The 20,924-nt window shown below is 39.1% G+C and carries 19 protein-coding genes and 2 pseudogenes; 16 read left to right on the top strand and 5 right to left on the bottom strand.

Going from position 1 to position 20,924, the window contains the following annotated elements:
• Positions 1–6: 6 nt before the first annotated feature.
• Entirely contained in the window at positions 7–1,035 is a 1,029-nt protein-coding gene (locus D8862_RS01295) for a hypothetical protein (RefSeq protein WP_260467894.1), read from the bottom strand.
• Between the two features lie 161 nt (positions 1,036–1,196).
• Here D8862_RS01295 and D8862_RS01290 point away from each other — a divergent pair, with 161 nt between their 5' ends.
• From D8862_RS01290 to D8862_RS01260, 7 genes and pseudogenes are all read left to right on the top strand, one after another.
• Entirely contained in the window at positions 1,197–1,694 is a 498-nt protein-coding gene (locus D8862_RS01290) for a YfbM family protein (protein WP_125448399.1), read from the top strand.
• Between the two features lie 48 nt (positions 1,695–1,742).
• A complete protein-coding gene (locus D8862_RS01285; RefSeq protein WP_125448398.1) occupies positions 1,743–2,471 on the top strand; it encodes a HEAT repeat domain-containing protein in 729 nt (242 codons plus the stop codon).
• A gap of 284 nt (positions 2,472–2,755) precedes the next feature.
• The gene (locus D8862_RS01280; RefSeq protein WP_125448397.1) at positions 2,756–3,142 is read left to right on the top strand and encodes a hypothetical protein; all 387 of its coding nucleotides are present in this window, start codon (positions 2,756–2,758) and stop codon (positions 3,140–3,142) included.
• Positions 3,143–3,178: 36 nt separating this feature from the next.
• The gene (locus D8862_RS01275) at positions 3,179–4,030 is read left to right on the top strand and encodes a CbrC family protein (protein WP_125448396.1); all 852 of its coding nucleotides are present in this window, start codon (positions 3,179–3,181) and stop codon (positions 4,028–4,030) included.
• Positions 4,031–4,085: 55 nt separating this feature from the next.
• Positions 4,086–4,537: pseudogene (locus tag D8862_RS01270) on the top strand (hypothetical protein).
• 28 nt (positions 4,538–4,565) lie between these two features.
• A pseudogene (locus tag D8862_RS01265) lies at positions 4,566–5,127 on the top strand (hypothetical protein).
• Positions 5,128–5,175: 48 nt separating this feature from the next.
• Entirely contained in the window at positions 5,176–5,631 is a 456-nt protein-coding gene (locus D8862_RS01260; protein ID WP_260467893.1) for a hypothetical protein, read from the top strand.
• Between the two features lie 158 nt (positions 5,632–5,789).
• Here the strand turns inward: D8862_RS01260 and D8862_RS09585 are convergent, their stop codons facing one another.
• The gene (locus tag D8862_RS09585; protein WP_004243676.1) at positions 5,790–5,975 is read right to left on the bottom strand and encodes a hypothetical protein; all 186 of its coding nucleotides are present in this window, start codon (positions 5,973–5,975) and stop codon (positions 5,790–5,792) included.
• Positions 5,976–6,210: 235 nt separating this feature from the next.
• Between D8862_RS09585 and D8862_RS01250 the strand changes: the two genes are divergently transcribed.
• The 5 genes from D8862_RS01250 (at position 6,211) to D8862_RS01230 (ending at position 10,205) form a co-directional block, all read left to right on the top strand.
• Positions 6,211–7,230, top strand: a complete 1,020-nt coding sequence (locus D8862_RS01250; RefSeq protein ID WP_125448393.1) for a hypothetical protein — start codon at positions 6,211–6,213, stop codon at positions 7,228–7,230.
• Positions 7,231–7,335: 105 nt separating this feature from the next.
• Entirely contained in the window at positions 7,336–7,647 is a 312-nt protein-coding gene (locus tag D8862_RS01245) for a hypothetical protein (protein WP_125399501.1), read from the top strand.
• 139 nt (positions 7,648–7,786) lie between these two features.
• Positions 7,787–8,524, top strand: coding sequence for a TraX family protein (locus tag D8862_RS01240; protein ID WP_125448392.1), 738 nt, complete (start codon positions 7,787–7,789; stop codon positions 8,522–8,524).
• Positions 8,525–8,628: 104 nt separating this feature from the next.
• Positions 8,629–9,327 carry a response regulator transcription factor gene (locus D8862_RS01235; protein WP_125448391.1) on the top strand — a complete coding sequence of 233 codons (699 nt, stop codon included), beginning with the start codon at positions 8,629–8,631 and terminating at the stop codon, positions 9,325–9,327.
• Positions 9,327–10,205 (top strand): sensor histidine kinase, encoded by an 879-nt coding sequence (locus D8862_RS01230; RefSeq protein ID WP_125448390.1) that lies wholly within the window; start codon positions 9,327–9,329, stop codon positions 10,203–10,205. The genes D8862_RS01235 and D8862_RS01230 overlap by 1 nt, the downstream gene beginning before the upstream one ends.
• 38 nt (positions 10,206–10,243) lie before the next feature.
• Here D8862_RS01230 and D8862_RS01225 read toward each other — a convergent pair whose 3' ends face one another.
• The 3 genes from D8862_RS01225 to D8862_RS01215 form a co-directional block, all read right to left on the bottom strand.
• Positions 10,244–10,996: an ABC-2 family transporter permease gene (locus tag D8862_RS01225; RefSeq protein ID WP_125448389.1), complete on the bottom strand. Its 753-nt coding sequence runs from the start codon at positions 10,994–10,996 to the stop codon at positions 10,244–10,246.
• 10 nt (positions 10,997–11,006) lie between these two features.
• A complete protein-coding gene (locus D8862_RS01220; RefSeq protein WP_125448388.1) occupies positions 11,007–11,915 on the bottom strand; it encodes an ATP-binding cassette domain-containing protein in 909 nt (302 codons plus the stop codon).
• Positions 11,916–12,059: 144 nt separating this feature from the next.
• A complete protein-coding gene (locus tag D8862_RS01215) occupies positions 12,060–12,869 on the bottom strand; it encodes a Cof-type HAD-IIB family hydrolase (protein WP_125448387.1) in 810 nt (269 codons plus the stop codon).
• Positions 12,870–13,015: 146 nt separating this feature from the next.
• Here D8862_RS01215 and D8862_RS01210 point away from each other — a divergent pair, with 146 nt between their 5' ends.
• From D8862_RS01210 to addA, 4 genes are all read left to right on the top strand, one after another.
• Positions 13,016–13,477: a MarR family winged helix-turn-helix transcriptional regulator gene (locus tag D8862_RS01210; RefSeq protein WP_125448386.1), complete on the top strand. Its 462-nt coding sequence runs from the start codon at positions 13,016–13,018 to the stop codon at positions 13,475–13,477.
• Entirely contained in the window at positions 13,470–13,889 is a 420-nt protein-coding gene (locus D8862_RS01205) for an EVE domain-containing protein (protein WP_125448385.1), read from the top strand. Before D8862_RS01210 ends, D8862_RS01205 begins: the two co-directional genes overlap by 8 nt.
• 106 nt (positions 13,890–13,995) lie before the next feature.
• Positions 13,996–17,271, top strand: a complete 3,276-nt coding sequence (gene rexB / locus D8862_RS01200) for an ATP-dependent nuclease subunit B (protein WP_125448384.1) — start codon at positions 13,996–13,998, stop codon at positions 17,269–17,271.
• Positions 17,268–20,918: a helicase-exonuclease AddAB subunit AddA gene (gene addA / locus D8862_RS01195; RefSeq protein WP_125448383.1), complete on the top strand. Its 3,651-nt coding sequence runs from the start codon at positions 17,268–17,270 to the stop codon at positions 20,916–20,918. The genes rexB and addA overlap by 4 nt, the downstream gene beginning before the upstream one ends.
• The last annotated feature ends 6 nt before the right edge of the window (positions 20,919–20,924 follow it).

Raw genomic sequence — 20,924 nt, 5'->3', positions numbered from 1 at the left:
TTTTTCTCACTCCCAGATTGTATTCTGAGCTCTTACACCGTATCGATAGGGGGACTGATCACTATTGAAATTCGCCACAAATTGATAGCTGTTCCATAGTACATAGTCGGCAGTTTGCAGCCTCAGACTGAAGTAGGTGTCCTGTTTTACTTCTTTCGCATCAGCAGGTTTCAGTGAAAAGATATCTGTTAAGTTTCTCGTTTTAAAGTCATTGATTGTAAGTTTGGAGAGGTCTTGGTTATTGATGTTAACTTGGGAGAGTTGCGGGCTCTCTGCTGAGATTTCATAGTATGTAACCACGCAGTTCGCGAGTTTATCAGTGTCTTTCCACTTTGGTGTAATGCTCATAAGGCCATAAGATTTACCATCTCGGACTATTTCAAGCAGTTCTCCGTAGTAGAAGTGGTCATTGCGCTTGTTCACAATCTCGCTCTCAGGATTTTTTCCGGTAAAGCTGAACCCCTGATCCAGTAGTTCTGAAGCTCTTGTTTCTCCGACCACAACATTGGTCTTATCGATTTGAATTCCAATAGGTTGAGCAGGAAAGCCAGTAATGAAGATGCAAAAAGTAAAGTTGAAAACGGTCAAAAAGACAGCACCAAAAACCGCATTGGATGATGAATAGTGGTGATGGTTTTTCCTTGGTCGCTTTACTATAAATAACATTAAGTTGATAAGGTTTCTAAACAGCATACTTGCTACAAAAATTTCAAATTGAGCCTTTAAACACGTATAAAGGGCTGCTGAAAAATTGTCCATTTTAACATACAGTGCCACTAGAGTGAGGATATTAGCCAGAAGAAAATAGAAAATAAATAGGTTTACTTCCTTTAGAGCGTCCCTATTAGTGATATCTTCATATTCAATATGGTAACGTCCTTGAAAACCTTGCCCAAACTGATACATCCACTTAGGAACTTCTTCGCCGGCTCTAACGGCACTCGCCAGTTTAAAATAGAGATAAATCGTACAGACTAAGAATAGGTAAAAAATAAAATAAAAAGTCAAAGCAAATATAAAAAAGCCCATCGCCATTCTCCTTTTTAGGCTATAAAACATATTTTGGATACACCTATATTATAACACTTTATAAGGAAAACATCTGAAGATACAATAAATCAGGCAAAACTAAACCTAGGCAAAATTGAGCTTATATAAAAATGTCATTCAACATAGAAATTTTGGAGGAAAAACAAATGGGAATGATTGCTAATTATAGATATATCAATGATCAGTATTTACATCAAATGAAAAGTTTTAATGCTGAAGAAGATGATCAATTTGAGGTATTAGAAGAGGAAGCAGAACTTTTACTTGATATAGATAAAATGTGGGATGTTCTTCATTTTGTGCTTACAGGTGTTGGAAGTTCAAACCCTAGTCGGAATGATCCTTTGAGCGTGGCTGTTTTGGGTGTGACGCCACTTGAAAATGTTGCGGAATATATTGCCTATACAGAAAAAACAAAAGTAGCAGAAATTTATTCAGCATTGGAAAACTTTGATATGGAAGAAGACATGGCGCATTTTAGTATGCAAGCTTGTAAAAATGCAGATCTTTATCCTGATATTTGGGATTATGATGACGAAGAGGAAGAAATTATAGAAGAAATTTGCGAGTATTTCCAAGCAATGAAAGATTTTTACAAGAAGATTTTAGAGCTCAATGGGAATGTCATGGTTACTATTTGTTAAAAGGTTTATCAAACGTTTCTAAACGAATAAAATAGCTTGAGGCAAAAAATGGATAAAGAAAATTTACAAAAAGCATACCTTGAATTGGAAAAAGAAAGCTTTCCTTCTGGTAAAAGAATCAAATTTGCAGCTGATTTGGGTAGTTCCCAAGAAATCGCATATCATTATGAACTAATTTGTAAAGATTGGAATGAAGGTAGAAACCTGCATTTAGAAGGTAGCTTTGATAAACATGGAAGAGATGGATTAGAGTTTCTATTTGAACAGTTGGATGAAGTTAAAGATGAAAAACAAAGTGTATTGACTGCGTATCTTATAGCGGAAATCCTTTCTAAATCAAAACATCGAGATTTTTATAGCTCATTTTGTGACCAACTGATTCCTATCCTTACTGCACTTTTAGATATAAAGAATCCTATTCTTCGTCAAAAGGTGCTCATAGCTTTAGGTTGGGTAGGAACAGAAAAAGAAATTGGTCTTTTGACAAGACAAATGCTAGGTGATGGAGATGCTCTTTGTCGTGCATGGTCTGCGACAAGTCTCATGCAACTGTCCTTTCATAAGGTAAAAGCAGAAATTATATCCAAAAAAGCAAAGGCCAGTTTTATTCAAGCTATTACCGAAGAAAAAGACTCCTATGCTTGTGGTTTGATGGTAGAAGCAGCTCAACTATTATTTGGCAAGAGATGGATATCATCTTCTGCGGTAGAAAATATGGACCTTGAAAAAATAGAAAAGGCCAAAAAATCTGCTATTAGATTTCTAAGTAAACATTAGGGATCAATTATATAGAAACATTCGAGAGTTATTTGATAGATAAGTTTCTGCAGCTCTAAAACTACAAAGAAACATATTATCAATATCAGCACCTGAAATGTATGAATGTTGTGGTCATCATTATTTCTTTCAACATAGTAAGCCTGCAGTACACTGAAACTACAGGCTTTTGTCGTTTAAGTGGTATAATAGAAGAAAAACGAGAAGTATTTTATATATAAAGGGTTCCAAGATCCAATATTAATCGAGGATGGTATGAGATAAAAAATTAAAAAGAAGATTTATTGGCATTATGGAGAGGAATAAACTGGGAAAAACATGCTTCGGGGATCTACTTTCTAGGGCGATGTCTTAATAAAACTATAAATGTTCATTTTACAGGCTATTGTGAACAGGATCTACTCTTGTTATCGGATGATTTGATGTCTAGACTCTACAGGGATCTGGAGCAGCTAGATAAAAAAGCTCAAAAGGTTATTCAAGATAACTGGCCTGATGAAGCTATTTCAGAACTGGAACTGACTGAGCTAATTTTTGATAAAAGCGGTTCTTATGACGAATTTGCTCTAGGATATGATGCTGGTACCTCTCCAGTCGGCTCACTTTATCTGTTAGTGAAATTCGACAAGCAGTTTCAAGCTGATAAAGAGGTTATTTATGAAATTTACTAACTGTCTGAAAATAAGAGTTTAAAATGAGGTAAAAAAATGAAAGAATACCTAACAGAATGGATACGTCTAAACGAAAATTTCAAACTTCAAGATGGTGACAGATCCAGTGTCTTTACACTCTATCAATTTGCGGATAGACTCTCTGAGATTGAGGAAATAGAAGCAAAGAAGGTCTTAGTGGATGTGTATCAAAAACTCGGTATGATGGAGAGTGCCTTTAGAGTCTTTTCGACTATGGTTGATAAAACAGACCGAAAACAAATGAAGAAATTTGCCACTTTACAAGAGTTGAGCAAAAAGCGTGGAAACGACTTCGCTTTACCGCGTCCATTAACTGAGACAGAGGAGGCTGAGAGAAGGGAACGTCTAAAAGATTTACCTAAGTTTCTCTACCATCCTGATCCGCTAGCTACTGGTGCTTTTGAAGAGGGAGAAGAGAAAATCTGTCCTTGTTGCGGTAAAAAATCAAGTGTTTATTATGCTATGCGGCCTTACTGTATCGATGATGTCGACTATCTCTGTCCGACGTGCATCGCAAATGGGGAAGCAGCGAGAAAATTCGATGCAGAATTTGTTCAAGAAGCAGAATGGACCGGAGAGCCAGATGAAGAGAAAAACAATATGCTTTTCTACCAAACACCAGGATACCTAAGCTGGCAGGGAGAATATTGGCTCTCATGCTGTGATGATTACTGTGCCTATTTGGGAACGGTAGGAACTCGAGAGTTGAAGGCAATGGATATTGCTGATGAAGTATTAGCAGAATACCACGCGCGCGATGAGTTTGCAGATGTAGAAGATTATCTTGTAAAAGATGGCTCCCTTTGTGGCTATTTATTTAGATGTCTTCACTGTAAGAAATACCATCTCTGGGTAGATGCAGATTAGGTTATTAGAGTAGCTAATCAAGAAGGTTTCGAGGTTATAAGAAAGGAATTGTGTTTTGGAGAATTTAGAGATTTTTGAAATTGCAAGCAAATACTTTCTGGGACAAATGACCGATTTTAAAAACTTGTTGGTCAGAAAAATCAATAAATTAGACAGTATGGATTGGGTACATAATAAAGGAAGCGTAAAAACTTGCAAAGCTGATGAAACGGGTCGAAAGATGCGTTGTAAGGTTGGATTGAAATATGGTCTAAAAGTCGAATTATCCATTGATGAGGCAGAGCTGATCTGGGAAGCGTTTCAGAAGTTTTTAAAGAAAGCTATTTCGAAAGGATTGAAAGAAACAGAAACAATGAAGAGTTAGGAAGATACGAATTTATTGCAAGGACTCCTAAAGGAGATGAAATTGAGTGCAGGATTTACCTAGCTAATGAATGGAATATTCCTCAGATTTCGATTTCAGGCTTTGTTTCTTCTCGCTATAAGCATTGCGATTTTAGCAAGTAATGGAAAAGATGGGTAGAAAAGGTGAGATATGAAGCACTTAGACCGGGACAATATGCAAAAAAGCCTTGAGGCCTTGTATGTTTTGGATGATTATTTAACAGATCCTTCAAAAAGACTATTTGAGATTGATACGAAAGAAAGTAACGGACTTCACTAGCCGATACAGCATTGATAACTGTGCTGGGGATTCTTTGGATGTGATTTTTACAGAAGAAGTGGTCTTGATAAAGGGATTTGATCATGAAAATAGTCTCAATCAGTTTGCTGCTGACCAATGGAATCAGAACATTATCGACAGGATTTATGAAGGTATTGATGAAAAATGGCTGAATCTTTTAACTTTAAAAGAAAGAGAAGAAACAACATTTTGTATCTGGTATGATGGTACCATTCATCAAAATAACATTGAGAATAATAATGGCGGAACTTGGTTATTGGGATACACCTTTGATACATACGATAGGTTTAAAGAATTTGTGACAGAATATTATTCTTTTGAATTTGATGATAAGTTGTTGAAAAAACTCTATACTGATGGCAGTCTGTCTGATAGAGAATTGGCAGAACTGACACATGAATATCGAGGTTAGAAAATAATGGAACTGACGTTAAAAAGCACCCCTGAAAAATACAAAAAAATGGTAGATGAACTTTTACCTCCCTTATTGGAATTATTACAGAGATTAACCTTTTTGGAAGAAGAAATCTATGAACGCAACAAGGAACTCGATGCTGAAAAAAGGCTACTCAAGATACCTTCACATCAGATCCATCCCGAGTGGAAGGAACTGATGGACGAATACCATCAACGCTATCTGGCTCTCATCGAAGACCATGTAAGCGAAAAATGCTTCTCAAAAGGATCTAGAAATTCCTATGGTCATCCAAGTGAGTATTCGTATTTACGAGGCGAGGATTTTTTCGTTCAGTTTACCATGCGAAAAGGGGATCTGGCAACAGTCATACTATACTATGAGGAAGCTTTGGAAATGAAACATAAGTTTGTGCTTAGGTTGATAGATGGCAAATGGTTGATTGATGAGAAATTCTATGGTTTTGGCGATGAAAAAACATGGTATGTCGATATGCTCTGAACAAGAGCCCTATGTTTCCTTCACCAATGATCACAAATTATCTAGACTGCAATTCCTTGAGATTAGAAGTCTAAACAATGATTTTTAATTCGTTCTCCAAGCTTTAGACGAGGTTTTATATGAAAGGCAATATACGAAAGGATTACCTCTATCGGTATCTACTCTACAGATTTGAAAAGGAAGCTTGCAAGAATAGTGGTCTTGAAGGCATTAATCAAGAGACTAAAGAAAGAATCTGTCAGCAGGCGACAAAAACCACCAGACGGATTAGTGTATTTGTCGGTCTGGTCTACTTGATTCTGTTTTGCTTGATAATTATCTGGCTGAATGCGAATTGCTCCCAAAATCCATTTTTTCTATGGTATCAAGGTTACATAGAATCACTATTTCCATTGATCAATGGTGATTGGGGGAGTAGTTGGATTGAGAAAAAAGGGACGATATTATGGATTGCTATCAAGGCTTTCCCCATATTTGTTCTTAATGGAGCGCCCTTTCTTTTGCTTGTGCTACTGATTGCGAATAGAACCTTGAAAAAGAAATTAAAGGTTGAATGTATAAACTAAGGAGAAAATTGAGATGGGTAGAATAGTTGTAATCAGTTCGCTGGCTTTTCTTGCATTGGCATTTTTGGGGATTGGACTCGGAATGTATTTCTTCCTCAAAAGGCTGGTAGTGAATGGGAAATCTGTCTTAGATGAGCCAGTAAATGAACAAACTCGTACAGACAAGATGGGGCTTGGCGAGCTTCTAGTTTATTTGTCGATGATTGCGCTTGCTGGTGTTTTTGTAGTCCAAATAATGAGTAGGGGAGGAACTGGTAATGCTATCCTGGCAAAAATTGTCATCCTACCACCGATTATGGCACTTTTTAATGCTAGAAAACGCACGGGAAAAGCGATGATCGCACTTGTGGTTTCTTTTATGGTGGCTTTATTTCTTATGATAGCTTATGGTCAGATAGGGTTGCCACCCAAAGCTCCAGAATTGATGATAGATGACAAACCGATCACACTAACGCAAACAAGTGTGAGTGACCTTCTAAAAGAAGGTTTTGACATCTACATCAGGGATAATGACAGCTTTAGTAACGATTATGATGAGGCTCTTTCTTCGGGGAAAATCAAAAAATACCAGGCTAATAAGAGTATTTTTATCGAAAAAGGTTTTCATCAAGATAGCAATGCTGTGTCGTATGCTCCCTATCTTCTTGGCAAAGATGGTTTAATCCTTGGAGGTATTGCCTTATACGGAGATGAAATAAAAGAAACCGCCTTAGAGGACTGTAAAATTATCCAGTTTAAACTAGATGAAGATCGTATCAAAGCAGCAAAATCAAAAGCTATATCCTATAAGCTGAATGGTATAGATTTACTGACTAGAATTGAAGAAGGAACCATGCGAACAACCTTTGGTGATAAATTATGGTCAGTTCCGCCTGCACATCCTGTAGACTCGACCCAACTATGGTATGGTATCCAGTGGAAAAGTCCCAGTGACCACCTGTTTTGGAATGAGTATTTTTCCTTAATTCGCTTGGATGAAAACTACCATATGATAGATTTTGAGCTAGTTGGAGAAGTAGCGCGTGATGATTAGTGAAATAAAGACCTACTAAGTTTTTTTGATGTTATTCTATTTGTACTTTGGTCAGGATTAGTATATAATCTATCATAGAGTCATTTACTAACTAGGAGAAGAATCATGGAATTAAAAGATTTTACTGAAAAAGAACAGGAAATGATAAAGCAGGGACTGACAACATCTGAAATTAGCGATAAGGAAACCGCTGCAAAAATTCTTGCCCTAGTACCTCAGGAATGGATCAAACGCATCCCATTTTTTGTGAGAAAACACGCAACAACTCGGACAATAAAGCGAATTTCTATCGAACATCCAGAGCTCTATGCAGTAGCCAAAAGAAGTGGTGAGATTCCCGAGAAGGAACGAGAAGAATTGCGCCAAATCATTACAGATATTTTCCAGGAAAAAATGGATAAGCATAAAATTAAATAATATTCTTTTATAAAAATTAGTTGCTATAAGCCTGTCTTACAAAAATGTAAGATAGGCTTTTTAAATGTAAGATAGGTGTACGATTATACGTAGAAATGTATGCTATACTCTATGTAGATCAAAAAGAAAGAGGTTTATTATGAAAAAATGGAATGCAACACAGTTGAAGTACCTGATGGCTGCAGTAATGGTTCTAGACCATATCCCTCATATCACCGGAATCGTTTCTCCTCTGTGGGAAGGTATTTTCCACGCTATGACCCGTTGTGTGGGAGTTTGGTTTGCCTATATGGCTATGGAAGGGTTTATCCATACAAGTAATATAGAAAACTATCTCATCCGCCTCTGGTCTTGGGCGTTTATCATGTTCGCAGGCAATAGCCTCCTCAATACCCTATTTGCATCTAAAGGAATAATGGTCAATAACAACATTTTCTTGACTTTGGCTATCGGTGTCACCATGCTTTGTGTTGGTTTTCCTCGAAAAGAGTTGGATCAAAAAGAGAAGTTGTGGCGTTGGATTGGGCTTGCTGGTCTCTTGATTTTCGGTTGTCTTTTTACTGAGGGTGGTATCACCATGCTACCATTTCTCTTGATTAGTTACTCTTGTAGAAATCGTAAGGGATTGCGAAATCTCCTCTATACTCTACTTTGGGCCTTCCTGTTAGTGACTTCTATCCATACCTATGATACTTGGTACCAAACCTTGGAAATGATGCTTTACAATTCTGACTGGCTCTTTATCACTGTATTTCCTTTTATGGCACTTTATAATGGACAGCGAGGAAAGGAAACTAGCTGGAGTAAATATTTCTTTTATATTTTCTACCCAGCCCATTTATGGATTATTACCCTGATTGCTTACTTGGTTAAGTAGATTTAATTTAATAGCTCCTTCTTGCTTAAAATGTGAGAGGAGCTTTTCTGTATCTGGAATTCCTAACAAAACATGTTATAATAGTTTTAGAAAGGACGAGGTTTATGGCGAGCATACTTGTAATTGAAGATAATAATGAAATCCAGGAAATTTTAAGAACCCTTCTTGCAGAGGAACACGAGGTGATTCAAGCATTTTCTGGCACAGAAGGTATCATGCAATTTGACAAAGGTGGCATTGATCTCGTTTTGCTAGATATCATGCTTCCTGGAAAAAATGGCGACCAAGTCTTGCAAGCCATTCGACAAACTAGTCAGACTCCAGTCATCATGCTCACTGCTTTGGGTGATAAAAAGCTCATCAGCCAATACCTACTAGACGGCGCCAATGATTATATAGTAAAACCTTTTGATTTAGATGAAGTTTTTGCTAGAGTCACTGTGCAATTACGCCAAAGTGGTGAACATCAGTCAGAAAATCGAAGAGAAATTGATAACCTCGTAAAAAACTTAAAAAACATCCAGTTCAATGCGGATAGTTTTGAAATAAGCAATTCTACTGAAACTATTCGCCTTGCAAAGAAAGAGTGTCAAATTCTCCAAATGTTGCTCCATCATCCTAAAAAAATCTTCACCAAGGAAGAACTCTATGAGTTGATTTGGGAAGAAAGTTACCTGCCTGGAGACAATACGCTCAACACCCATCTAAGCAATCTCCGTAAAAAACTGCATCAACTGGATCCAAATCACGAATACATCGAAACCATTTGGGGAGTTGGTGTTCGATTAAAAGGAGACAAATAATGAATTACATTTTGATATCAATATTGCTCCTTACTAAAATTATTTTGGCGATTTCTTTGATTCGCTATCATCTAGCAGTTAGAGATTTAAGTAGACAAATTGAAGAAAAGATTCGCTCTGGTAGCATGAAGAGGATCGGGGTAAATTTCTTTTCAAAGACCATTTTGCGTCTACATAACCAAATTGAGAATCTATTTCAAGAAGTGGAGCAGAATCAGCTAATCATGAAGCATGAAAAACGCACCCTAGATATGGCAATCAGTAACATCGCTCATGATATTCGGACACCTTTGACAATCGCTTCAGGATATACTCAGCAACTAATAAAACACCCCGATAATAGTCAGGAAACTTTAAGCAAAATAGCCCATCATCAGGATTTGGTTTCCAAACGTTTGGAGGCTCTCCTCGAATACCGTCATTTGATGGAAGGAGCAGTTAAACCGAAACTGGAAGAACTTGATTTATCAACTTTTATAACGAAAAAGACTTTAGCTTATTACGACGTTTTTCAATCTTCACAAATTGTTCTTGATTTTAACGTTGAACCTGAATTGAAAACGACGACTGATGAGGACTTGCTTGATCGAATTATACAAAACCTCCTTGGAAATGTTCTCAAGCACGGCAAGGAGAAGGCTCGACTTTCTTTGAAAAAGGAAGAAAATAGGCTTGTTTTGGAAATTGGTAACCTAGTCAAAAAACCTATCAAGAATATAGACAATCTCAGTAATCGTTTTTATTCTGAAAATATGTCAGATACCGAAGAATCTTCTGGTTTAGGTCTCTATATTACTGAGGAATTAGTTCATCTTCTTGGAGCGGATATGAAGCTAGTTGCTGATGGAGAATGGTTTTCGGTCTTTATTTATTTTTAACAGAAGAAACCTCCTCTATATCCTAGAGGAGGTCTTTTTTATAAGCTTTTCTTCTTGAAAATAATCAGTCCACTGAAAGAGAAGAAAAGTATGACAATTACGCAAACCGTGATGGTATAGAGAATAGCTTGACTATTACTAGTCATAGCATAGGCAAAATTTAAGTTTAAATATCGTAGAATTTCAATGTCTGGGAAAATAAACATTGGCACAGAAAGGATGATAGAACTAATCAGATAACCAATAAATACAGCAAGATAAGAATGAGTCAGGTAGAGAATAAAGGAAACAATCGAAAGCCAAGCAAGGAGGCAGAGAAATTGAAGGAAAATCGTTAAGAGGAGGTTTGTAATAAAACCATCAGGCATCGTACCAAGTCCGTTTAGTAGAGTTGAGGGAACAAAAGCAATCACAAGGCTGGCGATGAGCTGTAAGAGAGCGATACTTGCTAGTACAAAGGATTTAGCAAGGAAAAACTCTGTACGAGAAACGCCAACAGTCAAACTATTTTTATAGAGCTTGCCGATTAGATCAACTCCGAGAACGAGACATGCTAGAACAATGCAGAGAAAAACGAGGTTTGAACCATTGCTGGACGCGTTGATTAGAGCTTCTATCCCATTCCAACCATGGGTTGGAGTCTCTGGTGGTGTTGTATTTACTGCCATTAGATGTCCTGTAGCCCCGATAGTGGCACCCATTAGCAAGAGGACAAAGAGAATGAATTCTGTAATCCAAAATCCTTTGGAGCGGAAAAGACGGTAAAAATCTGCTTGAATGGTGTGTATCATGATTTTTCTCCTATTCTACCAATTGTGTGAAGTATTCTTCTAGGTTTTGACGGGCAAAGTAAATCTCATCAATAGCAACATCGGCCAAAGTTAGTTGTTTAAGAATCTGTTTGACATCTTGTTCATTACCAAAGATATGGATTTCATTTTCAGGGTTTACAACCTTAAACTGGAGCTGGATTTGTTCTTTCAATACCTGACAAGCTCTTTCTTTGTCGCTTGTTTTAAGAACAATATAATCCTCACTTAGTGTTTCAAATTCAGCTTTACTGATTTCACGGATAATCTTACCTTGATCCAGAATTCCAAAGCGATTAGCTAGGAGATAGAGTTCAGACAAGATATGGCTAGAGATGAGAATGGTTATGCCTTTTTCTTGATTGAGCCGTTGAATCATCAGACGAAATTCTTTGATTCCAATCGGATCGAGACCGTTAATGGGTTCATCTAAGATAAGGAAGTCGGGTTTCGATAGGAGAGCAATGGCAATGCCAAGTCTTTGTTTCATTCCTAGCGAGAAATCACGAAAGACTTTCTTCCCTGTATCTGACAAACCTACATAGTCCAGTGTTTCTTGAATGACTTTATCAGCATTTGGGATATGACGAATCATACAATAATATTTCAGATTTTGATAAGCTGTTAAATGATTATGGGCTACAGGTGATTCGATAACAGAACCAACTCGAGATAAAGCCTTGGTCCACTCATTTTCTTCTTGGCTAGAAAAGAGGGAAACTGTACCTTTGTCCGCAAACAGTAGTTGTGTAATTATTTTGATAAGAGTAGTTTTCCCTGCTCCGTTTTTTCCAATTAGACCATAAATATCTCCCTCTTTTATCGTTAGATGAAGATCTTGAAGAATAGCTTGTTGGCCGAATTGTTTGGTCAGTCCATGAATTTCGAGTACTGTTTTCATGATTTTCTCCTTTTGATTTATTTTTCTAACTTTAGTATAAGCTATAGAAATCAAGGAAAGTTCAAGTATTTCTAAAGAGTTTCTAAAGTTTTCTGATTTTTAAAATGTCAAAAACCCAGTTAAGGATTTAACTGGGGATTTTCTCTATAAAATATACTTCTCAATGGCACGCGCGACGCCGTCTTCTTCATTGCTGGCTGTAACGTCATTGGCAAGGGATTTGACATAATCGCTGGCATTTCCCATTGCAATGCCAAGCCCTGCAAATTGGAGCATTTCAATATCGTTATTAGCATCGCCCATAGCCATAATTTCTGAGGAATCAATCTTCAGAATCTCTGCCAGTCGTGAAAGAGCGGTAGCCTTTGTCGTTCCAAGTGGCATGGCTTCATAAATGACAGGCTGCGAACGAACGCCACTGAATCGTTGACAGAGTTCTGTAGCAAAACGCTCTTCAAAATCGTCTGTTTGCTCCTCTGTACCTAAAAACATACCTTGGAACATACGGTACTTGCCACTGGTAGCTTCCCCAAGAGAAACTTCAGTCAGATCTGAAAAGACTAGCTTGGCATCATTTTGGATGACTTGATTAGGCTTGCCACCGAGGACAAAATAATGTTCCTCATCAAAAAGAGTCAACTGAACATCGCTTTTTTCTGCTAGGTCATAGAGGTATTCAATGTCAGCTGGACTGAGTTCTTGCCAGTCAATTAGCCCCCAGTCACTGGTCTGGTGGGTTGAACAACCGTTATTGACAATGACATACTCATTCTGGAGGTCGAGTCCCAATTTTTTGTAGTAGGGGAGGACACCGAAAAGTGGACGACCCGTACAGAGAACTAGTTTGACACCTTTTTCAATGGCTTGGTGAATGGCAGTGATGTGTTCTTGTGGGATTTCCTTGGCCTCATTGAGGAGGGTTCCGTCCATATCCAAGGCTAGTAGTTTAATCATAAGACTTCCTTTTCTATGTGTTTTACTTTTATTATAGCATATAGACTATAAAATGTCTGACAGAATTGTAACATTTCACTTTCCTTTTCTTGAAAAACAAAATAAATTCTTATATAATATGTATACTTAATAGTTAAGGAGAAATAATGTCAAAGTATTACTTTAATTCAATTTACAAAAATGATGAAACAGAGTCTACAGGTCTTCTTTTCATCAAAGTCTACAACAAGTGGGAAAGTAATTTAAAAAGAGTTTTGAAATCGGTTGGCCTCACTTTGCCTCAATTTATCGTTTTAACCTCGCTCTTGTTTTTGAACAATAGAGAGGAATATGTAACACAAGTTGATATTGCTCGGTTTACTGGTATGGATGTCATGACGGTTTCCCAGATTGTTAGACTACTGGAGAAGAAGGACTACATTAGACGTGATCAACATCCAAAGGATAGTCGGGCAAAACTGGTCTCAGTGACGAAGTCTGGCGCGGAGAAGGTCAATCAAGCTTTACCCTTAGTAGAAGGGATTGATGAAAAATTTTTTGAAAAACTTTCTAACGATAGAGAAAGTTTTAATCGCATGTTAGCAGTGTTGGAGGATAAAAATGCCTAGATATTGGGTCGGAGTTGTTTCAAAGAACCATGTTTTAAGAGGAGTTGAAGGAAATTTTTGTCAGGTCTGTCATGGAAAGGGCGGCCCCTTAAATCGTATGAAAAAAGGTGACTATCTTTTATACTATAGTCCAAAATACGATATGAATGGTCAAGATAAGTTACAGGCTTTTGTGGCCGTAGGTAAAATTATAGATGACAAAGCCTATCAAGTAGAGCAATTTGAAGGATTCTTTCCCTTTAGACGAAATGTCGAGTATTATCTACCAGTCAAAGATTGTTCCATAGAAATAGTCAGACAACATCCTGAATGGAAAGACTATACTTCTCGACTTCGTTATGGACATTTTGAAGTTTCCAAAGACTTTTTCCTCCATATTTTTCAGCATATGAAAGTGGATGATGAAGCTTGATTGATTCGCTAGTTAAATGATTGTCAACTAGAATTTTGGATTTGGACTGTGAAGCGAACTTTGCTATAATAGAGTAAGAAACTTTGATAAACCAAACGAGGCTGAGATGAAATTACTGTATACTGATATTCGGACTTCTTTGACTGAAATTTTAACGAGAGAGGCAGAAGAGCTAGTTGCTGCTGGCAAGCGGGTCTTCTACATTGCCCCCAACTCTCTTTCATTTGAAAAAGAACGCGCCGTGCTGGAATGCTTGTCCCAGCAGGCTTCCTTTGTGATTACCGTTACGCGTTTTGCTCAAATGGCTCGTTACCTGGTTTTAAATGATTTGCCTGCCAAGACCAGTCTTGATGATATCGGTCTCGGAATGGCTTTTTATAAATGCCTTGCGGAACTGGACCCCAAAGAGTTACGTGTTTATGGAGCTATTAAACAAGACCCTCAATTTATCCAGCAGTTGATTGAACTTTATCACGAGATGACAACTGCTCAGATGAGCTTTTTGGACTTGGAAAGTTTGACCGATGAGGATAAGAGAGCAGATTTACTCTTGATTTTTGAGAAAGTGACTGCTTATCTTAATCAAAACCAGTTGGCTCAGGGAAGTCAGTTGACCCATTTGATTGAGGCTATTGAGAATGATAAGGTAAGTAGTGATTTCAGTCAGATTGCCTTAGTCATTGACGGATTTACCCGTTTTTCTGCCGAGGAAGAGCATGTGGTGGATCTGCTCCATCGAAAAGGTGTCGAGATTGTCATTGGTGCTTATGCAAGCAAGAAGGCTTATACCAGTCCGTTCGCTGAAGGGAATCTTTACCAAGCTAGTGTGGAATTTCTACATCATTTGGGGGCAAAATACCAAACACCTGCTCAGGATCGTTCTCAGACTCATGCGTACATGGATAGTTTTGACAAGGCCTCTCGTTTGCTGGAGTCTTCTTATGACTTTTCAGAACTCACTTTGGATGTCGCTGAGAAGGACCGTGAGAATCTGCAAATCTGGTCTTGTTTGACGCAAAAAGAGGAGTTGGAGTTAGTAGCCCGTAGCATTCGTCAGAAATTACATGACCATCCAGAATTGAGTTACAAGCATTTTCGTATTTTGCTGGGGGATGTGCCTTCTTATCAGTTGTCCTTAAAGACCATTTTTGACCAGTACCAGATTCCATTCTATCTTGGTAGAAGCGAATCTATGGCTCATCATCCCTTGACCCAGTATGTGGAATCTATTTTACGATTAAAACGCTACCGTTTCCGTCAGGAGGATTTGATTAACCTCCTCAGAACTGGTTTGTATACTGACCTTAGCCAGGCTGATATTGATGCTTTTGAGCAATATCTCCGCTATCTTGGCATCAATGGCTTGCCAGCTTTTCAGCAAACCTTCACTAAATCCCACCATGGAAAATTTGATTTGAAACACTTGAATGTTATTCGTCTGCGAGTTTTGGCGCCACTTGAAACCTTATTTGCCAGTCGGAAACAGAAGGCTGAAAATCTCTTGCAAAAGTGGAGTACATTTCTAAAAAATGCTGCCTTAAGCAAGCAGATGCAAGATTTGACAGCTACCATGGAAGCCCTAGAGCAAGAAAGACAAGCCGAAGTTTGGAAAGCCTTCTGTCATGTTTTAGAACAATTTGCGACCGTTTTTGCTGGTTCGCTAGTTGGTCTGGAGGACTTTCTAGCCTTGCTCCACTCAGGGATGACTTTATCTCAGTATCGCACTATTCCAGCAACAGTAGACACTGTTCTGGTGCAGAGTTACGATTTGATTGCACCACTGACTACTGACTTTGTCTATGCCATTGGACTAACGCAGGATCATTTACCAAAAATTGCGCAAAACACCAGTCTATTGACAGATGAAGAAAGACAAAGCCTAAACCAAGCTACTGAAGAGGGAGCACAATTACTGATTGCAAGTAGCGAAAATCTCAAGAAAAATCGCTATACTATGCTTTCTTTAGTCAATGCTGCTCGTAGGCAGTTGATTTTGTCAGCTCCAAGTCTTCTCAATGAAAATGAGAGCAAGGAATCGGCCTATCTTCAGGAACTGATGAGTTTTGGATTTATCCGGATAGAGAAGAAGATTCATCAAAAAAGTCTGTCTAAGGATGATATGGGTTCTTATCACAGTCTCTTATCTAGTCTAGTTGCCTATCACCAGCAGGGCGAGACGAGTGATAGGGAGCAAGATTTAACTTTTGTTAAGGTTTTGGCGCGTGTGATGGGTAAAAAACTAGATCAAAAAGGCCTTACAAATCCAGCTATCCCAACTAGTCCAATCAGCAAACCATTAGAAAAAGATACCTTGCAGGCTCTCTATCCAGCTGACAAGGAGTTTTACCTGTCTACCTCTGGTTTAACGGAGTTTTATCGCAATGAATACAGTTATTTCCTCCGTTATATTTTAGGTTTGCAGGAGGAATTACGTTTGCGTCCTGATGCCCGTAGTCACGGAAATTTCTTACATCGTATTTTTGAACGTGCCTTGAAACTGCCTGAAGAAAATCCGTTTGACCAACGTCTGGAGCAAGCTATTAAGGAAACCAGTCAAGAACGGGAATTTGAAGCCATTTATCAAGAAAGTTTGGAAGCCCAGTTTACCAAGGAAGTTCTTCTCGATGTCGCTCGGACTACTGGGCACATCCTTCGTCATAATCCAGCCATCGAAACCATCCAAGAGGAGGCAACATTTGGTGGCAAAGACCAGGCATTTATTCAATTGGATAATGGTCGCAGTGTTCATGTGCGAGGCAAGGTTGACCGTATTGATCGCCTGAAAGCAGATGGTGCGCTAGGAGTGGTGGACTACAAGTCTAGTCTGACTCAGTTCCAGTTTCCTCATTTCTTCAATGGGCTTAATTCCCAGTTGCCAACCTATCTTGGTGCCCTTAAAAAGGAAGGGGAGCAGAACTTTTTCGGCGCTATGTACCTAGAAATGGCTGAACCTGTCCAATCTCTGTTGACCGTTAAGAGTTTGGCTGGAGCAGTAGCAGAAGCCAGCAAGTCAATGAAATACCAAGGACTCTTTTTAGAAAAAGAAAGTAGTCATTTAGGGGAATTTTACAATAAAAACAAGGCCAATCAGCTGACAGATGAGGAGTTCCAGCTCTTACTAGACTATAATGCCCATCTTTACAAGAAAGCAGCTGAGAAGATTTTAGAAGGCCAGTTCGCCATCAATCCCTATACCGAAAATGGTAGAAGCATTGCCCCATACGTTCAGCAACATCGGGCCATTACAGGATTTGAAGCCAATTACCATTTGGGACAAGCCCGTTTTCTAGAGAAGTTAGAGCTAGCTGATGGCAAACGTCTGGTCGGAGAAAAACTCAAGCAAGCTTGGTTTGAAAAAATGAGAGAGGAGTTGAATCGATGAAGCCTATTTCCTTTTTAACTGAGGAAGAGATTCAAAAATTGCAAGAAGCAGAAGCGAGTTCGAGCAAGGAACAGAAGAAAACGGCCGAGCAAATCGAAGCCATTTATACTGCAGGTCAGAATATCCTAGTTTCAGCGTCTGCTGGTTCAGGGAAAACCTTTGTCATGGCAGAACGCATTCTGGATCAGTTAGCGCGTGGTGTAGAAGTCAGTCAACTCTTTATCTCAACCTTTACTGTCAAGGCTGCTACTGAACTCAAGGAACGCTTGGAGAAAAAAATCAGCCAACAAATCCAAGAAACCGATGATGTCGATCTCAAACAACACTTGGGACGTCAGTTGGCAGATCTGCCAAACGCGGCCATCGGAACTATGGACTCCTTCACACAAAAGTTTCTCAGCAAACATGGCTATCTGATTGATATCGCACCAAATTTTCGTATTTTACAAAATGAAAGTGAACAGTTAATCTTAAAAAACGAAGTTTTTCATCAGGTTTTTGAAGACCATTACCAAGGTGAAAATAAAGAGAGCTTTAGTCGCTTGGTCAAGAACTTTGCTGGACGAGGCAAGGATGAACGTGGTCTGCGCCAACAAGTCTACAAAATCTATGATTTTCTCCAATCCACCAGCAGCCCCCAAAAATGGCTGAACGAGTCTTTTCTCAAAGGGTTTGAAACAGCTGACTTTGCAAATGAAAAAGACAAACTAACTGAGCAAATCAAGCAAGCGCTTTGGGACTTGGAAAGTTTCTTCCGTTATCATCTGGATAATGATGCCAAGGAGTTTCCCAAAGCTGTCTATTTAGAAGCTGTGCAACAGGTTCTGGATGAAATTGGCTCCTTAAATCAAGAGTCCGATAGTCAGGCTTATCAAGCAGTGCTTGCGCGTGTTGTTGCCATCTCGAAGGAGAAAAATGGTCGAGCTCTAGCTAACTCCAGTCGTAAGGCCGATTTGAAACCACTAGCTGATGCCTATAACGATGAGAGAAAGGCTCAGTTTGCTAAACTAGGACAACTGGCGGACCAGATAACAATTCTCGATTATCAAGAACATTATCATAAAGACACCTGGGAGCTAGCTAAAACTTTCCAAACCTTCATGAGTGATTTTGTGGAGGCTTATCGAGAACGTAAACGCCAGGAAAATGCCTTTGAATTCGCTGATATCAGTCATTTCACCATTGAGATTTTAGAGAATTTCCCACAAGTCCGTAAGGTTTATCAGGAGCGATTCCACGAAGTCATGGTCGATGAGTATCAGGATACCAACCACATTCAAGAACGGATGCTGGAATTGCTGTCTAATGATCACAATCGCTTTATGGTGGGGGATATCAAGCAGTCCATCTATCGTTTCCGTCAGGCAGATCCCCAGATTTTCAATGAAAAATTCCAACGCTATGCGCAAAATCCTAAAGAGGGCAAGTTGATTCTTCTTAAAGAAAATTTCCGTAGTAGTTCAGAAGTGCTGTCAGCAACCAATGATGTTTTTGGACGCCTTATGGACCAAGAGGTCGGCGAAATCAACTATGATAGCATGCACCAGCTTGTTTTTGCCAATACCAAACTGACTCCCAATCCTGAGGACAAGGCAGAATTTCTCCTCTACGATAAGGACGACAGTGGGCAAGAAGAAGAGAGCCAAGCAGAAACGAAACTCACTGGGGAAATGCGCCTAGTGGTCAAGGAAATCCTGAAGCTCCATCAAGAGAATGGTGTAGCCTTTAAGGAAATTGCCCTTTTGACTTCCAGTCGCAGTCGTAATGACCAGATCCTCCTAGCTCTGTCAGAGTACGGGATTCCTGTTAAAACAGATGGAGAACAAAATAATTACCTCCAATCCCTAGAAGTGCAAGTCATGCTAGACACTCTTCGTGTCGTCCACAATTCCCTGCAAGACTATGCCTTGGTTGCCCTTATGAAGTCTCCTATGTTTAGTTTTGATGAGGACGAGTTGGCACGCTTGTCCCTTCAGAAAGCAGAGGATAAAATCCAAGAAAATCTCTATGAGAAACTGGTCAATGCTCAAAAACTGGCAACAAGTCAAAAAAATTTGATCCACACAGCTCTAGCTGAAAAATTAAATCAATTCATGGATATCTTGGATTCTTGGCGCTTGTATGCCAAAACCCACTCTCTCTATGACTTGATTTGGAAGATTTATAATGACTGTTTTTATTATGACTATGTTGGTGCTTTGCCAAATGGTCCAGCCAGACAGGCCAATCTCTACGCCCTAGCTCTGCGTGCTGACCAGTTTGAAAAGAGTAATTTCAAGGGCTTGTCTCGTTTTATCCGTATGATTGATCAAGTTTTGGAAGCCCAGCATGATCTTGCAAGCGTGGCTGTCGCGCCGCCAAAGGATGCTGTGGAACTTATGACTATTCACAAGAGCAAAGGTCTGGAGTTTCCTTATGTCTTTATCCTCAACATGGATCAAGACTTCAACAAGCAAGACTCGATGTCAGACGTTATTCTCAGTCGTCAAAATGGGCTTGGTGTCAAATACATTGCCAAGGTGGAAACAGGAGCAGTAGAATCTCACTATCCTAAAACCATTAAACTTTCCATCCCCAGCCTTACCTATACCCAGAATGAAGAAGAACTGCAATTGGCTAGCTATTCTGAACAGATGCGTTTGCTGTATGTTGCCATGACACGGGCTGAGAGAAAGCTTTATCTTGTCGGTAAGGGTTCTCGTGAAAAGCTGGAAGCAAAGGAATATCCAATAGCTGAAAACGGAAAACTAGATAAACATACCAGACTTCAATCCAAGAATTTCCAAGATTGGATCTGGGCTATTACCAAAGTATTTACCAAGGACAATCTCAACTTTAGCTATCGTTTTATTGCTGAAGACCAGTTGACTAGGGAAGCTATCGGTCAATTGGAAAACAAGAGCCCTCTACAAGATAGTTCTCAAGCAGACAACCGCCAGTCTGAAACGATTAAAGAAGCCCTTGAAATGCTGAAAGAGGTGGAAGTTTATAATACTCTTCACCGCGCAGCCATTGAATTACCAAGTGTTCAAACTCCAAGTCAAATCAAGAAATTCTACGAACCCGTTATGGATATGGAGGGGGTACAAATTGCTAATCAAACTCAATCACCGGAAAAGCAAATCAGCTTTGATTTACCAGATTTTTCAACTAAAGAAAAGGTAACAGGAGCAGAAATTGGTAGTGCAACCCACGAACTCATGCAGAGAATCGACCTTAGTCAGCAACCAACACTTGCCACTCTGGAAAAAACTCTGCAACAAGTTCAAACGAGTCCAGCAGTCAGAGACAAGATCAATCTTTCCAAAATCCTAGCCTTCTTTGATACGTCACTCGGTCAAGAGATTCTCGCCAATACAAATCATCTTTATCGAGAGCAACCTTTCTCCATGCTCAAACGAGACCAAAGGAGTCAGGAAGATTTCGTTGTCCGTGGAATCTTGGACGGCTATCTGCTTTTCGAGGATCGTATCGTTCTTTTTGACTATAAGACTGACCGTTATGATGAAGCAAATCAGCTTATTGAACGCTATCGTGGTCAGTTAGCCCTCTACGGAGAAGCCTTATCACGAGCTTATTCGATTGAAAATATTGAGAAATACCTGATTTTACTCGGTAAAGACGAGGTTCAAGTTGTAAAAGTATAACCTAGA

This window comes from Streptococcus oralis (genome assembly GCF_003942585.1).
Taxonomy (GTDB): domain Bacteria; phylum Bacillota; class Bacilli; order Lactobacillales; family Streptococcaceae; genus Streptococcus; species Streptococcus oralis_BE.
This window is presented reverse-complemented; position numbering and strand designations above follow the sequence as displayed.

Excerpts from the sequence above, each read along its gene's own strand:
- D8862_RS01295 (WP_260467894.1), bottom strand. The coding sequence starts at position 1,035 with ATGGCGATGGGCTTTTTTATATTTGCTTTGACTTTTTATTTTATTTTT.
- D8862_RS01290 (WP_125448399.1), top strand. The coding sequence starts at position 1,197 with ATGGGAATGATTGCTAATTATAGATATATCAATGATCAGTATTTACAT.
- D8862_RS01285 (WP_125448398.1), top strand. The coding sequence starts at position 1,743 with ATGGATAAAGAAAATTTACAAAAAGCATACCTTGAATTGGAAAAAGAA.
- D8862_RS01275 (WP_125448396.1), top strand. The coding sequence starts at position 3,179 with ATGAAAGAATACCTAACAGAATGGATACGTCTAAACGAAAATTTCAAA.
- D8862_RS01260 (WP_260467893.1), top strand. The coding sequence starts at position 5,176 with ATGGTAGATGAACTTTTACCTCCCTTATTGGAATTATTACAGAGATTA.
- D8862_RS01250 (WP_125448393.1), top strand. The coding sequence starts at position 6,211 with ATGGGTAGAATAGTTGTAATCAGTTCGCTGGCTTTTCTTGCATTGGCA.
- D8862_RS01245 (WP_125399501.1), top strand. The coding sequence starts at position 7,336 with ATGGAATTAAAAGATTTTACTGAAAAAGAACAGGAAATGATAAAGCAG.
- D8862_RS01240 (WP_125448392.1), top strand. The coding sequence starts at position 7,787 with ATGAAAAAATGGAATGCAACACAGTTGAAGTACCTGATGGCTGCAGTA.
- D8862_RS01235 (WP_125448391.1), top strand. The coding sequence starts at position 8,629 with ATGGCGAGCATACTTGTAATTGAAGATAATAATGAAATCCAGGAAATT.
- D8862_RS01230 (WP_125448390.1), top strand. The coding sequence starts at position 9,327 with ATGAATTACATTTTGATATCAATATTGCTCCTTACTAAAATTATTTTG.
- D8862_RS01225 (WP_125448389.1), bottom strand. The coding sequence starts at position 10,996 with ATGATACACACCATTCAAGCAGATTTTTACCGTCTTTTCCGCTCCAAA.
- D8862_RS01220 (WP_125448388.1), bottom strand. The coding sequence starts at position 11,915 with ATGAAAACAGTACTCGAAATTCATGGACTGACCAAACAATTCGGCCAA.
- D8862_RS01215 (WP_125448387.1), bottom strand. The coding sequence starts at position 12,869 with ATGATTAAACTACTAGCCTTGGATATGGACGGAACCCTCCTCAATGAG.
- D8862_RS01210 (WP_125448386.1), top strand. The coding sequence starts at position 13,016 with ATGTCAAAGTATTACTTTAATTCAATTTACAAAAATGATGAAACAGAG.
- D8862_RS01205 (WP_125448385.1), top strand. The coding sequence starts at position 13,470 with ATGCCTAGATATTGGGTCGGAGTTGTTTCAAAGAACCATGTTTTAAGA.
- rexB (WP_125448384.1), top strand. The coding sequence starts at position 13,996 with ATGAAATTACTGTATACTGATATTCGGACTTCTTTGACTGAAATTTTA.
- addA (WP_125448383.1), top strand. The coding sequence starts at position 17,268 with ATGAAGCCTATTTCCTTTTTAACTGAGGAAGAGATTCAAAAATTGCAA.